Origin of the sequence: uncultured Flavobacterium sp., from assembly GCF_951805225.1 — a bacterium.
Taxonomy (GTDB): Bacteria; Bacteroidota; Bacteroidia; order Flavobacteriales; family Flavobacteriaceae; genus Flavobacterium.
In genome coordinates this window covers 4789236-4809688 of record NZ_OX638201.1, presented here as the reverse complement: position 1 = coordinate 4809688, position 20453 = coordinate 4789236, and the positions used below count along the sequence as shown (strand labels likewise).

The window sequence follows — 20453 nt, the reverse complement described above, 5'->3', positions numbered from 1 at the left end:
TTGGCAAAAATAAAAAACTTTATTTTAAAACCACGATTTAGTTTATAAATGTAACACTAATTTATAAAATTAATTTCAAGAAAGACTTTTTAATACTATTTATTTTCGATTTTTATTCCGTTTTTTGCATTCTCAAACTAAATTCGATTATGAAAAAAATTATTGTTTTTGCCTCAGGATCAGGAACTAATGCTGAAAACATCATAAAACATTTTGCAAAAAGTAAAATTGCAAGAGTCGTTTCTGTTTTTACGAATAATGCTTCGGCAAAAGTTATCGAAAGAGCAAAAAATCATCAAATTCCAGTTGAAATCTTCTCAAAAAACGAACTTTTAGAACGAAATGTATTACAAAAAATACAAGAAATCGACCCGGATCTGATAGTTCTTGCAGGTTTCTTATTGAAATTTCCAGAGAATATAATCGAGAATTATCCTAATAAAATAATAAACATCCATCCGGCGCTTCTACCAAATTATGGTGGCAAAGGAATGTACGGAATGCACATACACAGAGCTGTAGTTGATAATAAAGAAAAAGAAACCGGAATTTCTATTCATTTTGTAAATGAAAATTATGATGAAGGCGCTATTATTTTCCAGAAAAATACAGCTCTAACAGCTGAAGATACCGCAGAAACAGTGGCCGAAAAGATTCATGAACTTGAACAAAAGTATTTTCCTGAAATTATCTCAAGACTATTAGAAGAATAAAACACAAAAAAATTAAACCATATAAGTTATATAAGTTGGATTCGTAAAAAAAATCACATCGTTTAAACATGTAAGCATTTACATTAAATGGACTTATATTACTCTTATATGGTAAATAATAAAATAAATGAATCACGAAGTACATATATATACTGATGGCGCTGCAAAAGGAAATCCCGGAAATGGCGGTTACGGTGTAGTAATGGAATTGGTAGGAACACCACATAAAAAAGAATTCTATGAAGGTTTTCGCTTAACAACCAATAATAGAATGGAGCTTTTAGCTGTAATTGTAGGTTTAGAAAAGCTAAAAAAACCAAACATGAAAGTTTTAGTGGTTTCCGATTCTAAATACGTCATCGATTCTGTTGTAAAAAAATGGGTTTTTGGCTGGGAGAAAAAAGGATATACCGGCAAAAAAAATCCTGATTTATGGAAACGCTTTTTAATCATATATCGCAAACATCAAGTCGACTTTAAATGGATTAAAGGTCACAATAATCATCCTCAAAACGAACGCTGTGATGAATTGGCGGTTATGGCTTCTATGCAAAAGAACCTTTCGATAGATGTTTATTACGAAACCATCGGTTCAAAATCATAAAACAAAAAAACGCGTCTGAAACAATTGTTCCCGACGCGTTATAATCGTTAATGGTACTAACTTAAACGATTCTTTATTCTTTATCTAAATCTTTAGCTTTGCTAAATCCGGCCAATAAACCAACTCCGGCCATGATAAAAATAATTGATGGATAAACTGCTGCATCTATCAAAGAAGTATAAGTTGTGATTAGCAAGGCAACAAAAATACCTACTCCGCTTCCTATTAATAAAAAGGCCAGATTCAAAATAAGTACTTTCCAAACCGGAACTCCATTATTTCTTCCTTTTAAAAATATACTTGCATCTACACCTTTTTCTATAAGTGCTAAACGCTCTCTGTTTCTTGTTGAGTAAATAAGATAAACGATTCCGAAGATCATCAGAAACATGCTGATTGGTACTAAAATTTGTGGTCCCATAATTTTTATTTTTTATAATTGATTGATACCCATATGACGACACCTTTCGAATTGAGGTTACAACAAAAGTGAAAAATTTTCAAATTTTAAATTCTAAATCTCAAAACTTACTGATTATGAGTTAATTTTGAGTTTGTAATTGTTTTCAAAAAGCTAAAGTTTTGACAACGTTTAAAAAAACAAAATTAGCATCGGCATATTTGTCATCTCAACGAAGATTATGCATAACGTAACGTCTCCGTAATCTTTGTCAAAGTTTTAAACTTTGACAAAGATCTATCCCCATAATAGATTGAAATTTGGAATTTAAAAAATTTAGAATTTATTTTCAAATTGTTGTAACCTAATTAAAAGAACCGTCGTCTTATATAATATGAGTACAATACCTGATCAACATTATATAGATAAAATTCTGCAAGGCGAGACCAATGCGTTTGCCGTTCTTGTTGATCGTTATAAAGATATGATCTTTACATTGGCTCTAAAAATGATTAAAAACCGGGAAGAAGCAGAAGAAGTTGCACAAGATACTTTTATAAAAGTTTTCAATTCTCTGATAAAGTTTAAAGGAGATTCTAAATTTTCGACCTGGATTTATAAAATTGCTTATAATACATGTCTGGATCGTTTAAAGAAAAATAAAAAAGAAGACAATAATATATCGATAGATGAATTTTCGGCACATTTAATCAAAACGATGGAAAATGCTTTAAGTGCTTTGGAAGATAAAGAACGAAAGCAAACGATTCAGAATTGTTTGAATTCATTGCCAAGTGAAGAGAATTTCCTGCTAACTTTGTTTTACTTCGAAGATCAGAGTTTAGAAGAAATTGGAAAAATCATGAACATCAATGCTAATAATGTCAAAGTAAAATTATTTAGAAGCCGACAGAAATTAGCCGTAATTTTGAAAAAGCAATTAGAACCAGAAATAATAGAATGTTATGAAAGAAAATGATAAAGAAATAGAAAATCTGATTGAGAAAATGATGTCCGAAAATACTTTGGAGTCGCCATCATTTGACTTTACTTCAAAAATAATGTCTCAGGTTTTAATCGCTGAGCAAAGCAAAATCAAAGCTTACAAACCTTTAATATCTAAAGCAACCTGGATATTTATCGGTATGAGTTTAATTGCTTTGACTTTTTACTCTATTTATTCAAATAATGGTATTTCTAATTTCGGAATAGATAAAACATATTCAGATAAAGCTTCTGCCCTACTTTCTGGAATTCACTTTTCTAAGAATATATTGTATGCGTTACTAATAGTTCCGTTTATGGTTTTGATTCAGATTGGTGTTTTGAAGAATTATTTTGATAAGAAGTATCAGTTGTAGATTTATTTAAAAGAAACTAATTATGATTGAAGATGAAAGTGACCAAATTGGAAAAGATTTATCAGAAGAAGAATTTACACATTGGATTGAAATTGCTGAAAAATCCTCAACAATGTCTTTAGAAACGTTTAATAAAAAATGGGAAGAGAAAAAGCTAAAAATCTTCGAATTCTATCAACTATAATTTATTTAAAAGAGTCTTCCCTTTTCCAAATATAATATGTAGCGTGATAATCATCAAAACCAACATCATATCTGTTTTTATATAAAAGGTATTTTATTGTTGAAAGCTCATTTTTTTGAATAATCGATTTGTTAAGTCTAAACTTTTCTTTTCCAACATTATCTACTGAATACTTCTTTAAAAATTTATCAAATCCTAAACTGATATATTCCTCTTTTATTTTTGAATTCAATCTGAAGCTATCAAAGTTTCTAAATGTTTTGAATATTTTTTTATCCAACACAAAATCTTCATTTAAAACTGCATCTAGAAAATCTTCAAATGTTTTAAATGTTTTAAAATAATATTCTTTATATAAAAAGAACAATTCATCACTATTACATAAATGGATTTCATTATTACTTATTAAAACATACAAATATAAAAATGATGCTTGCGGAGGTGGTAATCTTGTAATTCCATTTTTTACTTCACCGCGATTTCCCAATTTCTCAATCATTTCCTTAGAAAAATTTGGTTCTTTTCTTTCGCAGGAAATCAAAAAACAAAACAACAATAATAAGGTAAGGATTTTCTTCATGATGAGATTTTGAGGTTAAAACAAATCTAACTAAAATCTTCAGCACTTTTTTCAAAAATAATTATTGTATTTTAAATCCAAAAAACATATTTTAAGCACTCTGAACAATCAAATCCAAATCATTCATTTACAATAGTTTTAGCCCCGAAATCGATATTCTTTTTTTATGAAAATTTTGAGAACCTAAACCGTTGCAATATTGTAACTTATGAAGTATCTTTGCACCCTAATTCGAAATTCATAAAATGAATAAATTATTGATTGTTGGAACGGTTGCTTTCGACGCGATTGAAACTCCTTTCGGAAAAACAGATAAAATATTAGGTGGTGCTGCAACGTACATTGGTTTATCAGCATCGTTTTTTAACTTACAATCGGCCATCGTTTCTGTAGTTGGCGACGATTTTCCACAAGAACATTTAGATCTTTTAACTTCAAGAAATATTGATATCTCTGGTATCGAAATTGTAAAAGGAGGAAAAACCTTTTTCTGGAGCGGTTTATACCACAACGATTTAAATTCCAGAGACACTCTTGTAACTGAATTAAACGTTTTGGCTGATTTTCAACCAAAAGTTCCTCAAAACTATAAAGATGCTGATGTTGTGATGTTAGGAAACTTACATCCTTTAGTACAAAGCAGTGTTCTTGATCAAATGGAGAAAAAACCAAAATTAGTAGTTTTAGATACTATGAACTTTTGGATGGATTGCGCTCTTCCTGAATTATTGGACGTAATTAAACGTGTAGACGTTATTACAATCAATGACGAAGAAGCAAGACAACTTTCAGGAGAATATTCATTAGTAAAAGCAGCAAACAAGATCCAAGAATTGGGACCAAAATATGTGGTGATCAAAAAAGGAGAACATGGAGCACTTTTATTCCACAATAGAGAAGTTTTCTTTGCACCGGCTTTACCACTAGAAGATGTTTTTGATCCAACAGGAGCAGGAGACACTTTTGCAGGTGGTTTTTCAGGATTCATTGCACAAAGCGAAAACATTTCGTTTGGTAACATGAAAAACGCAATTATCTACGGATCTAATTTAGCTTCATTTTGTGTGGAGAAATTTGGAACCGAAAGGATGGAAACATTAAGCAAAGCAGAAGTAGCGATTCGATTACAACAATTTAAGTCGTTAACTCAGTTTGACATAGAAATATAATGCCCGAAAGCCTCGCTAATAACGGGGCTTTTTTATTACGTTAATACACACAACTTACAACAACACAAAATACAAAACACAATGAGCGACGCTTTAAAACACGAATGTGGTATAGCCTTAGTTAGACTTCTTAAACCGCTTGAATATTACAAAGAAAAATACGGAACTGCTTTTTACGGGATACAAAAAATGTACCTAATGATGGAAAAGCAGCACAACCGTGGTCAGGATGGTGCCGGTTTTGCAAGCATTAAACTTGATGTTGAGCCAGGACAACGCTACATAAGCAGAGTTCGTTCGAATCACGCACAGCCTATACAAGACGTTTTTAAACAAATCAATGAGCGAATTAGTGAAGAATTGGCTTCAAAACCTGAGATTGCTGATGATGTTCAAAAAATAAAGTCAGAAATTCCATATGTTGGCGAATTGTTTTTAGGACACGTTCGTTACGGAACTTTCGGAAAAAACAGCATTGAAAGTGTACACCCATTTTTACGTCAAAGTAACTGGATGCACCGTAACCTTATTTTGGCGGGTAACTTTAATATGACGAATGTTAAAGAACTTTTCGAAAATCTGGTTGAACTTGGACAACATCCAAAAGAAATGGCAGATACTGTTACAGTTATGGAAAAAATTGGTCACTTCTTAGACAAAGAAGTAATGCAACTTTACCAAGATTGTAAAGCCGAAGGTTATTCTAAAAGAGAAGCTTCTCCGGTAATCGCAGACCGATTGGATATTGCAAAAATATTAACCCGTTCTGCAAAAAATCTTGACGGAGGTTACGCAATGGCTGGTTTACTTGGTCATGGTGATGCTTTCGTATTTAGAGATCCTGCAGGAATTCGTCCAGCTTACTTTTACCAAGATGACGAAGTTGTCGTTGTAGCTTCTGAAAGACCTGTTATTCAAACTGTATTTAATGTACCTTTTGAAAGTGTTCAGGAAATTGATCCAGGAAACGCTTTGATTATCAAGAAAAGCGGAAAAGTTTCTATGGAACAAATCTTAGAACCAACAGTTAAAAAAGCATGTTCTTTCGAAAGAATTTATTTCTCCAGAGGAAGTGATGCTGAAATCTATCAGGAACGTAAAAACTTAGGTAAATTAATTTTACCTGCTGTTCTTGAATCAATTGACAGCGATACTGATAATACTGTTTTCTCTTATATCCCGAATACTGCAGAAACTTCATTCTATGGTTTAGTTGAAGCTGCTCAGGATTTCTTAAATCAGAGAAAAAACAATTATATTCTAGCTAACAGAAACACTCTTACTGCCGAAACTTTACAGGAATTATTAGCTGTAAAAATCCGCACAGAGAAAGTTGCTATTAAAGATGCGAAACTTAGAACCTTTATTACAGAAGATAGTAGTCGTGATGATTTAGTTGCTCACGTTTACGATGTTACCTACGGAGTTATCAAACCAACTGACAATCTTGTTATTATTGACGACAGTATTGTTCGTGGTACAACGCTAAAAATGAGTATCATAAAAATGATGGATCGTTTAAAACCTAAACGTATCGTAATCGTTTCATCGGCACCGCAGATTCGTTATCCTGATTGCTACGGAATCGATATGGCAAAACTTGAAGGTCTTGTTGCTTTTAGAGCGGCTTTGGCTTTATTAAAAGAAAGAAACTTATATCATATTGTAGATGAAGTTTATACAAAATGTAAAGCACAGGAAAACTATATCGATAGTGATGTTGTGAATTATGTTACTGCAATTTACGATCAGTTTACTCCAGAAGAAGTTTCAGATAAAATTGCCGAAATGTTAAGCTCTCCGGAAATTAATGCCGAAGTAAAAATCATTTTCCAAAAAGTAGAAGATTTACATGTTGCATGTCCGAAAAATCTTGGCGATTGGTACTTTACTGGTGACTATCCAACTCCTGGAGGAAATCGTGTTGTAAATAGAGCTTTTATGAATTTTTATGAAGGAAAAGACGCTAGAGCTTATTAAAAATATATTAACAAAAGGTTAATTTGTGCATTTCATCGGTTTTTTTTGCCGTTCATCCTATATGTTTGGTAAAATTGAAAAGCTACAATACTTTTGAAATACCATAACATTAGTAGGTTAAGTTTATGGTAGATTTGGGGCAAAAAGGGTGGAAGCAATTCCACCTTTTTTATTGGAATAAAGTCAAGTATTTCTACCACAAGAAATTATGCCCATTAATAAGAAAATACATTCCTTTCATCGGATATATTTACCATTCATCTAAAAAGTTTTTTTCATACGAATACCTGTCATACATTTACTGAACCATAACATTAGTAGGTTAAGTTTATGGTAGATTTGGGGCAAAAAAGGTGGAAGAGATTCCGCCTTTTTTATTTTCTTTTTTTCTAGAGAAAAGAGTAAAGATTATAGAAGAAAGATTGTTGAGAAAAGAGGATAGAACAGAGAAAATAGACTCTAAAAAATATAGAAACAAAAAAAAGACGAATAACCGTTAGGCTATTCGTCTTTTTTCTTTACTCTTTATTCTATTTTCGACTATTTGTCTAAAGCAAATCTTCTAGCTACTTCAGTCCAGTTAATTACACTAAAGAAAGCTTCAATATAATCAGGTCTTCTGTTTTGGTAGTTTAAGTAGTAAGCATGCTCCCAAACATCCATTCCTAAGATTGGAGTTCCACCGTTACCAGCAACTTCTGGCATTAATGGATTGTCTTGATTTGGAGTACCTACAACTTCTAATTTACCTCCTTTTTGTACTGTTAACCAAGCCCATCCTGAACCAAATTGTGTTGCTCCAGCTTTAGCAAATTTTGCTTTAAACTCGTCAAAAGTTCCAAAAGAAGCTTCGATTGCAGCTAATAAATCACCTGTTGGCAATCCACCACCGTTTGGAGACATTACAGTCCAGAATAAATTGTGGTTGTAGAAACCTCCACCATTGTTACGAACTGCTGCGTTTGATTTATCTAAGTTGATTAAGATATTTTCGATTGTTTTTCCTTCTAAATCTGTTCCAGCGATTGCTGCGTTTAGATTTGTAGTATATGCATTATGGTGTTTTGTATAATGGATTTCCATTGTACGAGCATCAATATGTGGTTCTAGTGCATCATATGCATAAGGTAATTGTGGTAATTCAAAAGCCATGATATTATGATTTTATGATTTATAATAATTTATTCCAAATTTAGACATTTAACTTTGGAATAGAAAATACTATTTCGTTATAATTCGATTTAATTAACTGATAATTTGATTTTTCAAAACTTAAACACCTGTAAATCTTTATTTTCCGTTAAAGGTTGTCATTGTATTTTCTAATCCTGCCGTTCCAAAAGATTTAATAATTTCTGAAGCAACTTCTAAACGTTCCGGTAATTTTGCCTTTTCTTCCTCGTCCCAATCACCTAAAACGTAATCTACTTGTTGTCCTTTTTTGAACTGATCACTTATACCAAATCTAAAACGAGTGTATTGCTGTGTATTTAAAACCAAATTGATGTTTTTAAGTCCGTTATGACCTCCGTCACTTCCTTTTGGTTTGATTCGAATAGTTCCGAATGACAGGTTTAAATCGTCTGTAATAACCAAAATATTCTCTAACGGAATATTTTCTTTGTCCATCCAGTATTTTACAGCTTTACCACTTAAATTCATGTAAGTGTTTGGTTTTAAAAGAAAAAAACTTCTTCCTTTAAACTTGTATTCTGCCAAAGCACCCAATTTTACAGTTTCGAATGAAAGTCCTTCTTTTCTAGCTAAAAAATCCAGGACTTTGAATCCTATATTATGTCTTGTATTTACGTATTCGGCACCAATATTACCAAGTCCTACGATTAAATATTTTTTCATATTGTCTATGTTCTCTTCTTTTTGTGTTGATGAAAACAGTTTTGTTATCCATTTTATCATGTGGCAAAAGTATGATTAATTAGAGAATGTGCCAATTTGTTAATTAGATAATTTGTTTTTAAGTGTAAAGAATGGCACGCGGATGGCCCGGATTTAAATGGATTTATGCGGATTTTTTCTTTACGAACTTTATGTAAAAACCTTTGCAACTTTGTACCTCTGAACCTTTGCAACTTTTTTCTAATAAAAAAATAAACTTCTGGCTAGCCCTGACAGAAGCGGCATCCTTTTTCTGTCCGCCGCGGCGGAGAGGAAAAGATATAGCGAATGGAAGGAATGTCTGGTCTTGAAAAATCAGAAAGTTTCTGCTCCTGAAAAAAACAACAGAAAAAAAACTTAGAACCTTATTACCTCAGAACCTCAAAAAAAAAGCCCCAATCGTAAGATTGAGGCTTTTTGTAGATTTGAAAAAAATTATTTTTTCTTTCCTTTTGCAGGAGCTTTTGCAGCTTTTGCAGCTTCTTGAGCAGCTTTCATAGCAGCACGAGAAATTCTTACCTGAGCAACAACTGTGTTCTCTGGGTGCATAACTTTGTACTCTGGTTTTCCAACTTTAGTAACATATAATTTGTTACCCATTTCAAGTGGAGTAATGTCAGCTTCAACAAAATCAGGAAGATCTTTAGGTAAAGCTTTAACTTTTAGTTTACGTGTGTTTAAACGTAAAACACCTCCTGCAAGAACACCTTTAGATGTACCAACGATTTTTACTGGAACTTCCATAGTGATTTCTTTGTCATCAAATAATTGAAAGAAGTCAATGTGTAAAATTTTGTCAGATACTGGGTGTACTTGAATGTCTTGCAAAATTGCATTGAATGATTTTCCTTTTCCAAGCTCAATCACAACTGTGTGTGCGTTTGGAGTGTAAACCAAGTTTTTGAACGCTGCAGCGTCTGCTGAGAAGTGTACTGCCTGATTTCCTCCGTATAACACGCAAGGAACCGCTCCAGCATTACGTAAGGCTTTAGTTGACACTTTGCCCACGCTTTCTCTTTCTGATCCTTTAATTGTAATCGATTTCATTGTAAAAAAAATATAGTTATTAATAAATATTCTAATTTGTTATAAGCTTTAAGCACTAGGCTTTAAGCTTTTGTAAAATGAATAGCTTATGACTTAAAGCCTAAAGCGTATTGTTTTTTACATTATAAATTTTCCACTAATGGAATTGTTGTGGTGCACCATGTGCATTACTTCAGCAAAAAGAGGTGCACAACTCACTACTCTAATTTTCTTTGATTCTCTCTTTAACGGAATAGAATCGGTAACTATTAACTCGCTTAATTTTGAGTTTTCAATTTTTTCGTAGGCATTACCAGATAAAATGGCGTGTGTACAAATTGCTCTAACGCTTAATGCTCCTTTTTCGATCATTAAATCTGCTGCTTTCGCTAATGTACCACCAGTATCGATCATGTCGTCTACTAATATTACGTTACGACCTTTTACTTCACCAATTAGTTCCATAGTATCGATAACGTTGGCTGCTTTTCTTTGTTTGTAACAGATTACTACATCTGATTCTAAAAACTTAGAGTAAGCATATGCCCTTTTTGAACCTCCCATATCCGGAGATGCAATTGTTAGATTCTCTAATTTTAAACTTTCTACGTATGGTAAAAAGATTGTAGATGCAAATAAATGATCTACTGGTTTTTCGAAAAACCCTTGAATTTGATCTGCATGCAAATCCATTGTCATTACTCTTGTTGCTCCGGCAGCATCTAATAAATTAGCTACTAATTTTGCTCCAATCGGCACTCTTGGTTTGTCTTTTCTATCTTGTCTTGCCCAACCAAAATAAGGCATAACAGCTGTAATGTGTCTTGCTGATGCACGTTTTGCTGCATCAATCATTAATAACAATTCCATCAAATTATCGGCAGTTGGAAAAGTTGAGCACACGATAAAAACGCGTAATCCTCTTATTGATTCTTCGTAAGATGGCTGAAATTCTCCATCGCTATACGTTGACATCGTTACTTTCCCTAACGGAATTCCGTATTGTTCTGCAATTTTTTCTGCAAGATAAACACTTTGTGAACAAGCAAAAATTTTAGCTTCTGGTTCTAGGTGCGACATTATAATTTGTTGTTTTGTAGTTAGTTGTGTGTGCTTCGTTTTAACGAGGTGCAAATTTAGAAAATTTATTGGACACTGAAAGGAAAAAATTAAGTATTTTTATTAGAATTTTTAATTTTATTTTTTACATTTGCACCGTGTTAAAGGAATAAGCACAGTTATGACATCATAATTAACTTATTCTATTGCGTTAAAATAATTGATTTATTTGATTATTTTTTCGTCTGCTAAGCCCGGATGGCGGAATTGGTAGACGCGCTGGTCTCAAACACCTGTGGGAAACCGTGCCGGTTCGACTCCGGCTCCGGGTACAAAAACCTCTTCTTAACGGAAGAGGTTTTTTTGGTTTTATATGGTTACTTTTTCACCATATAAGTTATGTAAGTTTATTTAATAATGAGTGATTTATAACTCAAACCCTATATTTACTTATATTTTCAAACCTCACAACTCGCCTCATGCAAAACAGGAAAATTGCACGAATTAGCAATAAAACACAATTGATTTGCTTTAAAATGTAAACTTAAAGCAAGTTCAATTTTATCAGGATTTGAAATCTTTACTTTCGGATTTAATCTGACTTCTGTAAAACGTCCGCTTCCGTTGGGCGAAACTTCGAGTGTTGCTTCCGCATTATCTGAATATTCCAGAACTTCTATTCCGTTTTGAGAACATACATATAAATAGGACATCATATGGCACGAAACCAAACTGCTCAATAGCAAATCTTCGGGATTGTATAATTCAGGATCGCCTTTGAATGCTTTTGCTGCAGAAACATCTAAAATGGGCTTTCCTTCAATTTTAATTTGATGGCTTTTACTATAGAATCTTTTCGTCGAATCTTCTTGTTTTTGATTTGAGGTCCAGTTTAATTGTGTCTTGAATAGATGTTTTAATGTCATAAATTACTTCAATATTGTACTGATTCTATTTTCTCAATAAACCATTTTATCCCTATCTTTTTTAAAGAATACTTATATCCTCCGGATATAGGCAGAACAAACGTCACCTCTGAATTAAAATCATCTTTTTGTTTTATAGCATACTTACTTTTATCAATATTTAGCAAATCTTCCTCAAATGCTTCTTGAGTAAGAAAGAAATGATCATAATCAAAACCATACGGTGGACCATCATTTTCTGGGTTTTCTTTATAATATTTGTCTGCTTCTAAAAACGATTTTTTTTCATTTTTAAGAATGTTATCAGTTAAAAAACCACTTTTTTTCAATTCCGAAATATATTTTTCAGCTTCTTTAAAATCTACATAATAATTTTCTGGCTCTTCATTCTCTTTTGCATCCATTGGTCCTCCGCCAATGACATCAAATTTACCCAGCATATCCATGTTTTTAATATACCATTTCATAAAGTTTTTAACTAATGTTATTTGCTCATTGCTATCATTTGATAAATCTGATTTTTTACCAGAATCTACCTTATCAAAAGAATTGCTTTCCTGTTGGCTTTTTTCTTTATTCTGACAACTTTGTAGAAATAAAATGGAGAATAAAATATAAATAACTTTTCTTTTCATATTATAATTTTTCAGTTTCCTAAGATAAATTAAGCTCGCTAAGGTAATCTTTTAACAGTAGTAAAATAAATTAACATTCCTTTCTAAAAACAAAAAACCTCGAAAGTGCTCCTTTCGAGGTTTTTTAGAGAATTACTAATTTACTAAACAAATTCCAAAACTATTTTTTTACTGAGAACTTAAAAACAGTTTTAGTCTTATATTTTTCTCCCGGGTTTAAAACCGTTGTCGGGAAATCTTTTTGGTTTGGAGAATCTGGATAATGTTCTGTTTCTAAACAAAGTCCCGTTCTGTGTCCATATGTTTTACCGTCACGTGTTGGTAAAGTTCCGTCAAGGAAATTTCCTGAGTAGAACTGAATTCCAGGTTCGTCAGTTGTCATTTCCATAACTCTTCCGCTCGCTGCGTGATATACTTTTGCAATGATTGTTTTTCCTTTTTCAGGATTATTTAATACCCAACAATGATCGTAACCTTTTCCTCTTTCTAATTGTTCGTTTTTAACTTCGATGTCTTTTCCAATTAGTTTTGGAGTTCTGAAATCGAAAGGCGTATTCGCAACATCTTCTAATTTTCCTGTTGGAATTAAAGTTGCATCAACCGGAACTAATTTATCAGCATTCAAAGTCAATTCATGATCTAAGATCGTTTTAGAAAAATCTCCGGATAAATTGAAATAAGAATGTTGCGTTAGATTTACAATCGTTTTCTTGTCAGTTGTTGCTTCATACAAAACTTCCAATTGATTATCATTTGTCAATGTATACGTTACAAAAACCTGAAGATTTCCAGGATATCCTTCTTCTAAATCTTTACTTAAATAAGATAATTTCAAAGAAGCTGTATCTCCGGATTTAACCTCATCAGCTTTCCAAACAACGTTAAAATATCCTTGTGGTCCGCCGTGCAAAGCATTTGGTGCATTATTTATTGCTAATCGATATTCTTTTCCGTCTAAAGAAAATTTCCCTTTCGCAATACGGTTTCCATATCTTCCGATTAAGGCTCCAAAAAATGGATTTTCTTTTTCATATTGTGCCAAAGAATTAAATCCAATAACTATATTTTCAGAAACACCTTCTTTATTTGGTACTTTCAGATCCGTAATTCTTCCACCAAAAGTGATGATGTCAACTTCCATCCCATTTTGATTTTTCAGCTTATAACTATCTACTTTTTCTCCCTTTGCAGTAGTTCCATAAGAAGATTTTTCGATTGTAACTGTAGCTTTTGAATCTGAAGAAACTGTTGTAGCATCCATTTTTTTATCGTTTTTACATTGAACAGAAATTGCTGCCAAACTCATTAATCCAATTCCAAAAACGCAACGTTTTAATACATTCATAAATGATATTTTTTTAAGTTAGTAAAGTCTTAAAGTCGAAAGTTGTAAAGTCATTACTTCAAAGAAACTAAATCTTTATGACTTTATGACATTAGACTTTTGACTAAATCCCGTGTTGAAACAAATGATAATAAGCTTCGTTTGCATTGATCTTATCTTTAAAGTCTCTTACAGTAGTTTTTTCGTCAATAACCAATAATTCGATTCCGGCGATATCTGCAAAATCTTCCATATATTCTGTTGTAATTGCTTGGCTGTAAACCGTGTGATGCGCGCCTCCTGCAAGAATCCAAGCCGTTGCTGCGATATCAAGATTTGGTTTACAATCCCATAAAACTCTTGCAACTGGTAATTTTGGTAAATCTGCCAAAGGTTTTATAGCTTCAACTTCATTTACGATCAAACGGAAACGATTTCCCATATCAATTAACGACACATTGATTGCCGCTCCCGCAGGCGAATTAAACACCAAACGCGCAGGATCTTCTTTTCCTCCAATTCCTAACGGATGCACTTCGCAAGAAGGTTTTGCATCTGCAATCGATGGACAAATTTCCAACATGTGAGATCCTAAAACATATGATTTTTGTGGTGTAAAATGATATGTATAATCTTCCATGAAAGAAGTTCCTCCTTCAAGTCCAACGTTCATTACTTTTAATGCACGAACCATTGCAGCAGTTTTCCAATCACCTTCTCCACCAAAACCATAACCATCGGCCATTAATCTTTGTGTTGCAATTCCCGGAAGTTGTTTCCAAACTCCAAGGTTTTCAAATGTATCTGTAAAAGCTCCAAAACCTCCTTCTTCAAGGAAAGCTCTTAAACCTAATTCTATTTTTGCTGCTTCAACCAATGAACTTCTTTGTGCTCCGCCTTCTTTTAAAGAATCAGTCAAAGAATAAGAAGACTCATAAACGGCTAATAAATCATTCAATTGTTGATCTGTAACTTTCTCGATATGTTTTGTAACATCCGAAGAATCATATCCATTAACCGACATTCCAAAACGAATCTGAGCCTCAACTTTATCACCTTCCGTAACGGCAACTTCACGCATATTGTCTCCAATACGAGCTACTTTTAAGTTCTGAAGTTCATCCCAACCTAAAGCAACTCTTGTCCAAACACCAAGTTTATTCAAAACGCGAGGATCTTCCCAATGTCCAACCACAACTTTACGTTTTTTACGCATTCTTGACATAATAAAACCAAATTCACGATCTCCGTGCGCTGATTGATTCAAGTTCATGAAATCCATGTCGATAGTTCCCCACGGAATTTCGGCATTGTATTGTGTATGCAAATGGCATAATGGTTTCTTTAAAATACTTAATCCGCCAATCCACATTTTTGCCGGTGAAAAAGTATGCATCCAAGCAATAATTCCGATACAGTTTTTAGCAGAATTTGCTTCTAAACATAAATCTAAAATTTGCTTAGGCGATTTTAAAGTGTCTTTGCAAACTATTTTTACTGGAATTTGCGATGAAGCATCTAAACCTTTTGCCATTATTGCAGCATGTTCCGCCACTAATTTTAAAGTTTCCGGTCCGTATAATTCCTGGCTTCCTACTACAAACCAAACTTCTTTTTGAGAAATGTCAATCATTGTTTTTTATTTTGTTTCAAGTTTCAGGTTTCATGTTATTGGAATCTGAAAATTCGAATTGTTATTTTTTATTTTGTTATTGTTGTTTCACGTTTCAGATTTCACGTTCCAATAACTTGAAACAAAAAAACCTGAAACCTGAAATAACTTTTTATTGTCCGTAATACGAATCTTTTCCGTGTTTACGATTGTAATGTTTCTTTATTAGAGAATCTTTTAATCTTGGTGCATTTGGATTTATTTGTAAAGTCAAGTACGCCATTTCGGCAACTACTTCAAGAACTTTACTATTGTAAACTGCTTTTGCTGCGTTTTTCCCCCAGGCAAACGGACCGTGATTTCCAATCAAAACCATTTCTACTTCTTCGTAAGAAAGATTTTTTTCTTTGAAACAATCCAAAATCTGAATTCCGGTATTGTGTTCGTAATTTCCTTCTATAAGTGCATCTGCCATCGGTGGCGCGCACGGAATATCAGCTGTTAAATGATCTGCATGCGTAGTTCCAAAAATGGGAATATCACGTTGTGATTGTGCCCAAGCAACCGAATAAGTGGCGTGTGTATGCGCAACGCCACCAATATTTGGCCAGTTTTTATATAAATAAGCATGCGTTTTTGTATCTGATGATGGACGCATTGTTCCTTCAATAATATTATTATCAAAATCGACAATCACAATATCTTCCGGTTTTAAATCTTCATAAGGAACGCCACTTGGTTTAATCGCAAAAACACCATTTTCTCTGTCAACAGCACTCACATTTCCGAAAGTATATACGACCAAATTCAATGCATTTAACTGCATATTGGCTTCGTAACATTCCTGTTTTAAATCTTTATAAAGAGAACTCATGTTGCGAAATTTTAATAGTTGGATCTTCGTAAGCACTTAATTGATCGTATGCCAAAAGCAGTTTATGATAAGCTGCAACTTTGTCTAATTGAGGGAAATATTCTCCGTCAAAATCGCTTCCTATTTTTTGACTTGCTTCAATAACATTTGGATAAATTCCGGCTGCAACAGCTGCATAAATCGCCGCTCCCAAAGCTGGAGTTTGATCTGAAGCTGCAATTTTAATTGGCTTGTTTAAAACATTTGCCAAAGTCTGCATGATAAAAGGAGATTTACGAGCAACGCCACCAATCCCGATAACGCTGTCAATTTTCACACCTTCTTCTTCAAAACGATCCACGATTTTCTTCGCTCCAAAACAAATAGCATTTACTAAAGCTTTGAAAATATGTGGTGCTTTTGTTCCTAAAGAAAGATTCGAAATCGCACTTTTTAATTCCTGATTAGCGTCTGGAGTTCTTCTTCCGTTGATCCAGTCTAAAGCAATTGGAAGACTATCTGAAACCGGAATTTTCTCAGCTTCTTTTGTTAATTCTACAATTAATTTATCGCTGAATTCTTCTCTTAATTGTTCTTTTTGAGCATCATTTAAAACAGTCGAAGCAGTTAATAAATGATCTGTTGGCCAAAGCAATAATTCTTTATACCAAGCCAATAAATCTCCAAAAGCAGATTGTCCCGCTTCTAATCCAATATAACCCGGAATCACAGATCCATCAACTTGTCCGCAAATTCCACGAACAGTTTTAGTTCCTACTTCTTCTTTTGAACCTACCAAAATATCGCAGGTTGAAGTTCCCATAACGCGAACTAAAGTATTTTCTCCAATCTTAGCGCCAACAGCTCCAGAATGTGCATCGAAAGTTCCAACAGCCACAACTGTTTCTGTCGAAAGTCCTAAACGATCTGCCCATTCTTTGCTTAAATTTCCGGCAACTAAATCTGATGTATATGTTTCATCATAAAGATTACCACGAAGTTGAGCCAAATAAGGATGTAATTTTTCTAAGAATTCAACTGGTGGTAATCCGTTCCAGTCTTCGTGCCACATTGCTTTATGTCCCGCAGCGCAACGGCTTCTTTTGAAAGTTTTTAAATCTTTATCTTCAATCAATAAATACGTCATTAAATCGCAATGCTCCATCCAGGTGTGTGCAGCATTTCGAACTGCTTCATCTTCTCTTGCAATGTGCAGAATTTTTGCCCAAAACCATTCCGATGAATAAATTCCGCCTACATATTTAGTTACGTTTTCTCCGCCCCAGCTTACTGCCAATTCGTTGATTTCGTTTGCTTCATTTATCGAAGTATGATCTTTCCAAAGTACCATCATAGCATTCGGATTTTCTTCAAAACCTTTTGTCAATGCTAACGGAATTCCGTCTTTCGTAACAGGAACTGGAGAAGATCCAGTTGTATCAATACAGATTCCTTTTATTAACGAAGCATCAACTTTACTTTCTTTTATAACCGTCTGAATCGTAATTTCTAAACCTTCGATATGATCTAAAGGATGTTGACGAAATTGATTTATCGACGCATCGCAATATTGCTTGTTTTTCCATCTTTTATAATGAGAAACATTTGATGCCAACTCTTGCCCATTTTCAGTATCTATTAGCATCGCTCGAACTGAATCTGTTCCGTAGTCCAATCCTATAACGTAATTTTTCATTCGAAATTCTTTTAATAATAATGACAAATATAATTATAAATAATTTATAAGTGTATAAAAAACACTTAATAAAAATAGACGCTTGAATTTTTACAAATAATGCATCAAAACAAGAGTTTAAGGGCAAAACAAAAAATAAACGTTGGTTTTACATTTATTCTGTTGCGATTATTTCATCTTAATTTTCAAAACAGTAACTGAGTATGCCGGAAAATCATATTGAACCTTGCTTCCGTTCACCTTAAATTCGCTTTCTTTTGGACTAATTTTCGTTGGAGACTCAAAAGAATTCTCATCATTTATTCCGTCTCCTTTTAAGATTATTGCCGTTCCTTTTGAATCTAATTTTGCTCCTTTTACATCAATTGAAGCATTTTGAGCCGTTGCAGAAGCATTCACAATTTTCAGAATTACTTCTTTTGAATTCACATCTTTTACTGCCGATGCAAACAAATCATTTTGTCCCGTAACTGGTTTTCCGTCTTTTGTAATATTGATTAAATCTGTTCCTTTATTATTAGAAAATAATTTTTGAACATAATAATTTGGCGTTCCATAAGATTGCAAATTGTTGAACCAAATCATATCCGGCGTCCATTGCCAGCCTTCAACGTGAGCCAATAAAGGCGCGTAAGATGTCAATTGAACTACCTCAGCATTGCGCTCCATTCCAGTCATGAAAGCCGCTTCAGAAAAAGCACATTCCCAGTTGTTTTTATTATCCGGACTTGCAATCGCTACACTTTGCGCTGCATATTCTCCAGCAAAAATCTTTGGTCCTTTACGATCATAATTATCGTAACGCGTTACATTTTTACGGAACCAAGCTGGATCTTTATAATAGTGCTCGTCAACGATTTCAGCATTTAGTTTTTTAAGTTCTTTCATGCCGTAATCAAAATAATCTCCGTCAGGAAAAGGTCCTGTTCCAGATACAATTGTGATATTTGGATATTTATCTTTTATCGCTTTTTGAAACACTTTGAAACGCTCAATATAATCTGGTCCCCATTGCTCATTTCCAACACCAATAAATTTTAAATTGAAAGGTTTTGGATGTCCCATATCGGCACGAACTTTTCCCCAAGCAGTAGTTTGATCGCCGTTTGCAAATTCAATTAAATCCAAAGCATCTTGCACATAAGGATCCAATTGATCCATAGGAACTAATTCTCCTGTATTGAATTGACACGCCATTCCGCAGCTTAAAATTGGTAAAGGTGAAGCGCCAATATCTTCAGAAAGCTGGAAATATTCATAGAATCCCAAACCAAAACTCTGGAAATAATCCGGTGCAGGTTTATGTGCAAATTCCGTATTCCAACGATTTATCATCGTTTCTCTGTCGGCTACATTTCCAATTGATTTTTTCCATTGATAACGCAATGCCAACGTTTTTCCTTCAACAATACATCCACCCGGAAAACGTAAAAATCCTGGTTTCAAATCGTATAATAATTGTACTAAATCAGCACGCATTCCGTTCTTTCTGCCTTTCCATGTATCTTCCGGAAATAAAGAAATCTGATCTAAATCAATTACTCCATTTCCTTCAAAAGTGATTTTAATTTGTGCTTTTGCTTCTGTTGCCGTTGCCGTTAATTGTGCCGTATAATTTGCCCAATCTTTTGATGTTGGAACAATAGAAGTTTCGCCTAAAACCTTTTTATTTTTATCAATGAATTGAATTTTAATCTTCGAAATATTTCCTGATAATTGCGATGCTTTCAGAGACAAATTATATTTCAGATCTTTCTTGATTCCCATTCCTCTAAAACCTTCATTGATCAATTCATAACCATTTGCATCGTTTATTGTAACTCGGCAATAATTATGATTTGTTCCTTTTTGAGAATACTGAATAATGTTTGCAATTCCCGATTGCTGATTTAATTTGTGTCGGTCGCTATTTGGTTCGTTCCATCCCATCATTGGAGTTTCGAATTCAAACGATCTGTTCTTAATCATTTCGGCATACAAACCTCCATCAGCAGCAAAATTGATATCTTCAAAAAACACTCCGTACATTGTTGGCTGAATTTTGGTAACCGTTTTTGCAACGTCAACCTGAAGATTATTTTTTTGTGCCGAAGCATAAAAGCCGTTAAGCATCAAACCGCAAAGGGTAATTTTTGTAATTAAATTGGACTTCATTTTTTTATGTTTATGTTTTTATGGCACGCGGATTATACTGATTCACTAAAGTGAAAACGCGGATAAAAACGGATTTTTATTTTCTAAACTTTGACTTTTAACACATAGAGACATAGCTTTTGATTTCTTAAAAAAGGCATTTCATTTGTTTAAATTCACATAGCTATGTGTGCAAATCCAGATTTGTTTTATTCTCTTTTTTATTCATTGAGAAAATCTATGTTTCTATGTGTTTAAATATTTCTCTCGCAGATTATGCAGATTGAGCAGATTTTTTTAAT

Annotated in this window: 20 protein-coding genes and 1 tRNA gene; 8 read left to right on the top strand and 13 right to left on the bottom strand. The window is 33.3% G+C overall.

The window, feature by feature from the left end; all coding sequences use genetic code 11:
- The first annotated feature begins 149 nt into the window (after positions 1-149).
- Positions 150-713 (top strand): phosphoribosylglycinamide formyltransferase, encoded by a 564-nt coding sequence (purN, locus tag WN975_RS20025; protein ID WP_337968027.1) that lies wholly within the window; start codon positions 150-152, stop codon positions 711-713.
- A 127-nt stretch (positions 714-840) separates the two neighbouring features.
- Entirely contained in the window at positions 841-1317 is a 477-nt protein-coding gene (gene rnhA, locus WN975_RS20020) for a ribonuclease HI (RefSeq protein ID WP_099710243.1), read from the top strand.
- Positions 1318-1390: 73 nt separating this feature from the next.
- Here the strand turns inward: rnhA and WN975_RS20015 are convergent, their stop codons facing one another.
- Positions 1391-1738 carry a hypothetical protein gene (locus WN975_RS20015; RefSeq protein ID WP_337968026.1) on the bottom strand — a complete coding sequence of 116 codons (348 nt, stop codon included), beginning with the start codon at positions 1736-1738 and terminating at the stop codon, positions 1391-1393.
- A gap of 373 nt (positions 1739-2111) precedes the next feature.
- On the opposite strand from WN975_RS20015, the gene WN975_RS20010 reads away from it, so the two are divergent.
- Genes WN975_RS20010 through WN975_RS20000 form a run of 3 tightly spaced genes read left to right on the top strand, consistent with a single transcriptional unit; the run spans position 2112 to position 3262 of the window.
- Complete coding sequence (locus tag WN975_RS20010; RefSeq protein WP_337968025.1) at positions 2112-2696, top strand: sigma-70 family RNA polymerase sigma factor; 585 nt, start codon at positions 2112-2114, stop codon at positions 2694-2696.
- The gene (locus WN975_RS20005; RefSeq protein ID WP_337968024.1) at positions 2683-3078 is read left to right on the top strand and encodes a hypothetical protein; all 396 of its coding nucleotides are present in this window, start codon (positions 2683-2685) and stop codon (positions 3076-3078) included. The genes WN975_RS20010 and WN975_RS20005 overlap by 14 nt, the downstream gene beginning before the upstream one ends.
- 22 nt (positions 3079-3100) lie before the next feature.
- The gene (locus tag WN975_RS20000) at positions 3101-3262 is read left to right on the top strand and encodes a hypothetical protein (RefSeq protein ID WP_337968023.1); all 162 of its coding nucleotides are present in this window, start codon (positions 3101-3103) and stop codon (positions 3260-3262) included.
- Between the two features lies 1 nt (position 3263).
- On the opposite strand, the gene WN975_RS19995 is transcribed toward WN975_RS20000, so the two are convergent.
- Complete coding sequence (locus WN975_RS19995; RefSeq protein WP_337968022.1) at positions 3264-3842, bottom strand: hypothetical protein; 579 nt, start codon at positions 3840-3842, stop codon at positions 3264-3266.
- A gap of 245 nt (positions 3843-4087) precedes the next feature.
- Between WN975_RS19995 and WN975_RS19990 the strand changes: the two genes are divergently transcribed.
- Both WN975_RS19990 and WN975_RS19985 read left to right on the top strand, forming a co-directional pair.
- Complete coding sequence (locus tag WN975_RS19990; protein WP_055097600.1) at positions 4088-5011, top strand: PfkB family carbohydrate kinase; 924 nt, start codon at positions 4088-4090, stop codon at positions 5009-5011.
- A gap of 81 nt (positions 5012-5092) precedes the next feature.
- Entirely contained in the window at positions 5093-6991 is a 1899-nt protein-coding gene (locus WN975_RS19985; RefSeq protein ID WP_337968021.1) for an amidophosphoribosyltransferase, read from the top strand.
- Between the two features lie 540 nt (positions 6992-7531).
- On the opposite strand, the gene WN975_RS19980 is transcribed toward WN975_RS19985, so the two are convergent.
- The 4 genes from WN975_RS19980 to WN975_RS19965 form a co-directional block, all read right to left on the bottom strand.
- A complete protein-coding gene (locus WN975_RS19980) occupies positions 7532-8143 on the bottom strand; it encodes a superoxide dismutase (protein ID WP_089350163.1) in 612 nt (203 codons plus the stop codon).
- A 138-nt stretch (positions 8144-8281) separates the two neighbouring features.
- Positions 8282-8908, bottom strand: coding sequence for an aminoacyl-tRNA hydrolase (pth, locus tag WN975_RS19975; RefSeq protein ID WP_337968020.1), 627 nt, complete (start codon positions 8906-8908; stop codon positions 8282-8284).
- A gap of 414 nt (positions 8909-9322) precedes the next feature.
- The gene (locus tag WN975_RS19970; protein WP_099710237.1) at positions 9323-9934 is read right to left on the bottom strand and encodes a 50S ribosomal protein L25/general stress protein Ctc; all 612 of its coding nucleotides are present in this window, start codon (positions 9932-9934) and stop codon (positions 9323-9325) included.
- 117 nt (positions 9935-10051) lie between these two features.
- A complete protein-coding gene (locus WN975_RS19965) occupies positions 10052-10993 on the bottom strand; it encodes a ribose-phosphate pyrophosphokinase (protein ID WP_316636077.1) in 942 nt (313 codons plus the stop codon).
- Between the two features lie 231 nt (positions 10994-11224).
- Here WN975_RS19965 and WN975_RS19960 point away from each other — a divergent pair.
- Positions 11225-11304: transfer RNA gene (locus WN975_RS19960), tRNA-Leu, on the top strand.
- Between the two features lie 126 nt (positions 11305-11430).
- Here the strand turns inward: WN975_RS19960 and WN975_RS19955 are convergent.
- The 7 genes from WN975_RS19955 to WN975_RS19925 all read right to left on the bottom strand — a co-directional run bounded on the left by WN975_RS19955 (position 11431) and on the right by WN975_RS19925 (position 20172).
- On the bottom strand, positions 11431-11898 hold the full coding sequence (locus tag WN975_RS19955) for an OsmC family protein (protein ID WP_337968019.1): 468 nt from the start codon (positions 11896-11898) through the stop codon (positions 11431-11433).
- A gap of 8 nt (positions 11899-11906) precedes the next feature.
- Positions 11907-12533, bottom strand: coding sequence for a hypothetical protein (locus WN975_RS19950; RefSeq protein ID WP_337968018.1), 627 nt, complete (start codon positions 12531-12533; stop codon positions 11907-11909).
- A gap of 160 nt (positions 12534-12693) precedes the next feature.
- Positions 12694-13878, bottom strand: a complete 1185-nt coding sequence (locus WN975_RS19945; protein WP_337968017.1) for an aldose epimerase family protein — start codon at positions 13876-13878, stop codon at positions 12694-12696.
- 103 nt (positions 13879-13981) lie between these two features.
- Complete coding sequence (gene araA / locus WN975_RS19940) at positions 13982-15490, bottom strand: L-arabinose isomerase (protein ID WP_337968016.1); 1509 nt, start codon at positions 15488-15490, stop codon at positions 13982-13984.
- Positions 15491-15641: 151 nt separating this feature from the next.
- Positions 15642-16343: an L-ribulose-5-phosphate 4-epimerase gene (locus WN975_RS19935; RefSeq protein ID WP_337968015.1), complete on the bottom strand. Its 702-nt coding sequence runs from the start codon at positions 16341-16343 to the stop codon at positions 15642-15644.
- Positions 16327-18018 carry a ribulokinase gene (locus WN975_RS19930; protein ID WP_337968014.1) on the bottom strand — a complete coding sequence of 564 codons (1692 nt, stop codon included), beginning with the start codon at positions 18016-18018 and terminating at the stop codon, positions 16327-16329. Before WN975_RS19930 ends, WN975_RS19935 begins: the two co-directional genes overlap by 17 nt.
- 168 nt (positions 18019-18186) lie before the next feature.
- On the bottom strand, positions 18187-20172 hold the full coding sequence (locus WN975_RS19925) for an alpha-L-arabinofuranosidase C-terminal domain-containing protein (protein ID WP_337968013.1): 1986 nt from the start codon (positions 20170-20172) through the stop codon (positions 18187-18189).
- Positions 20173-20453: the final 281 nt, after the last annotated feature.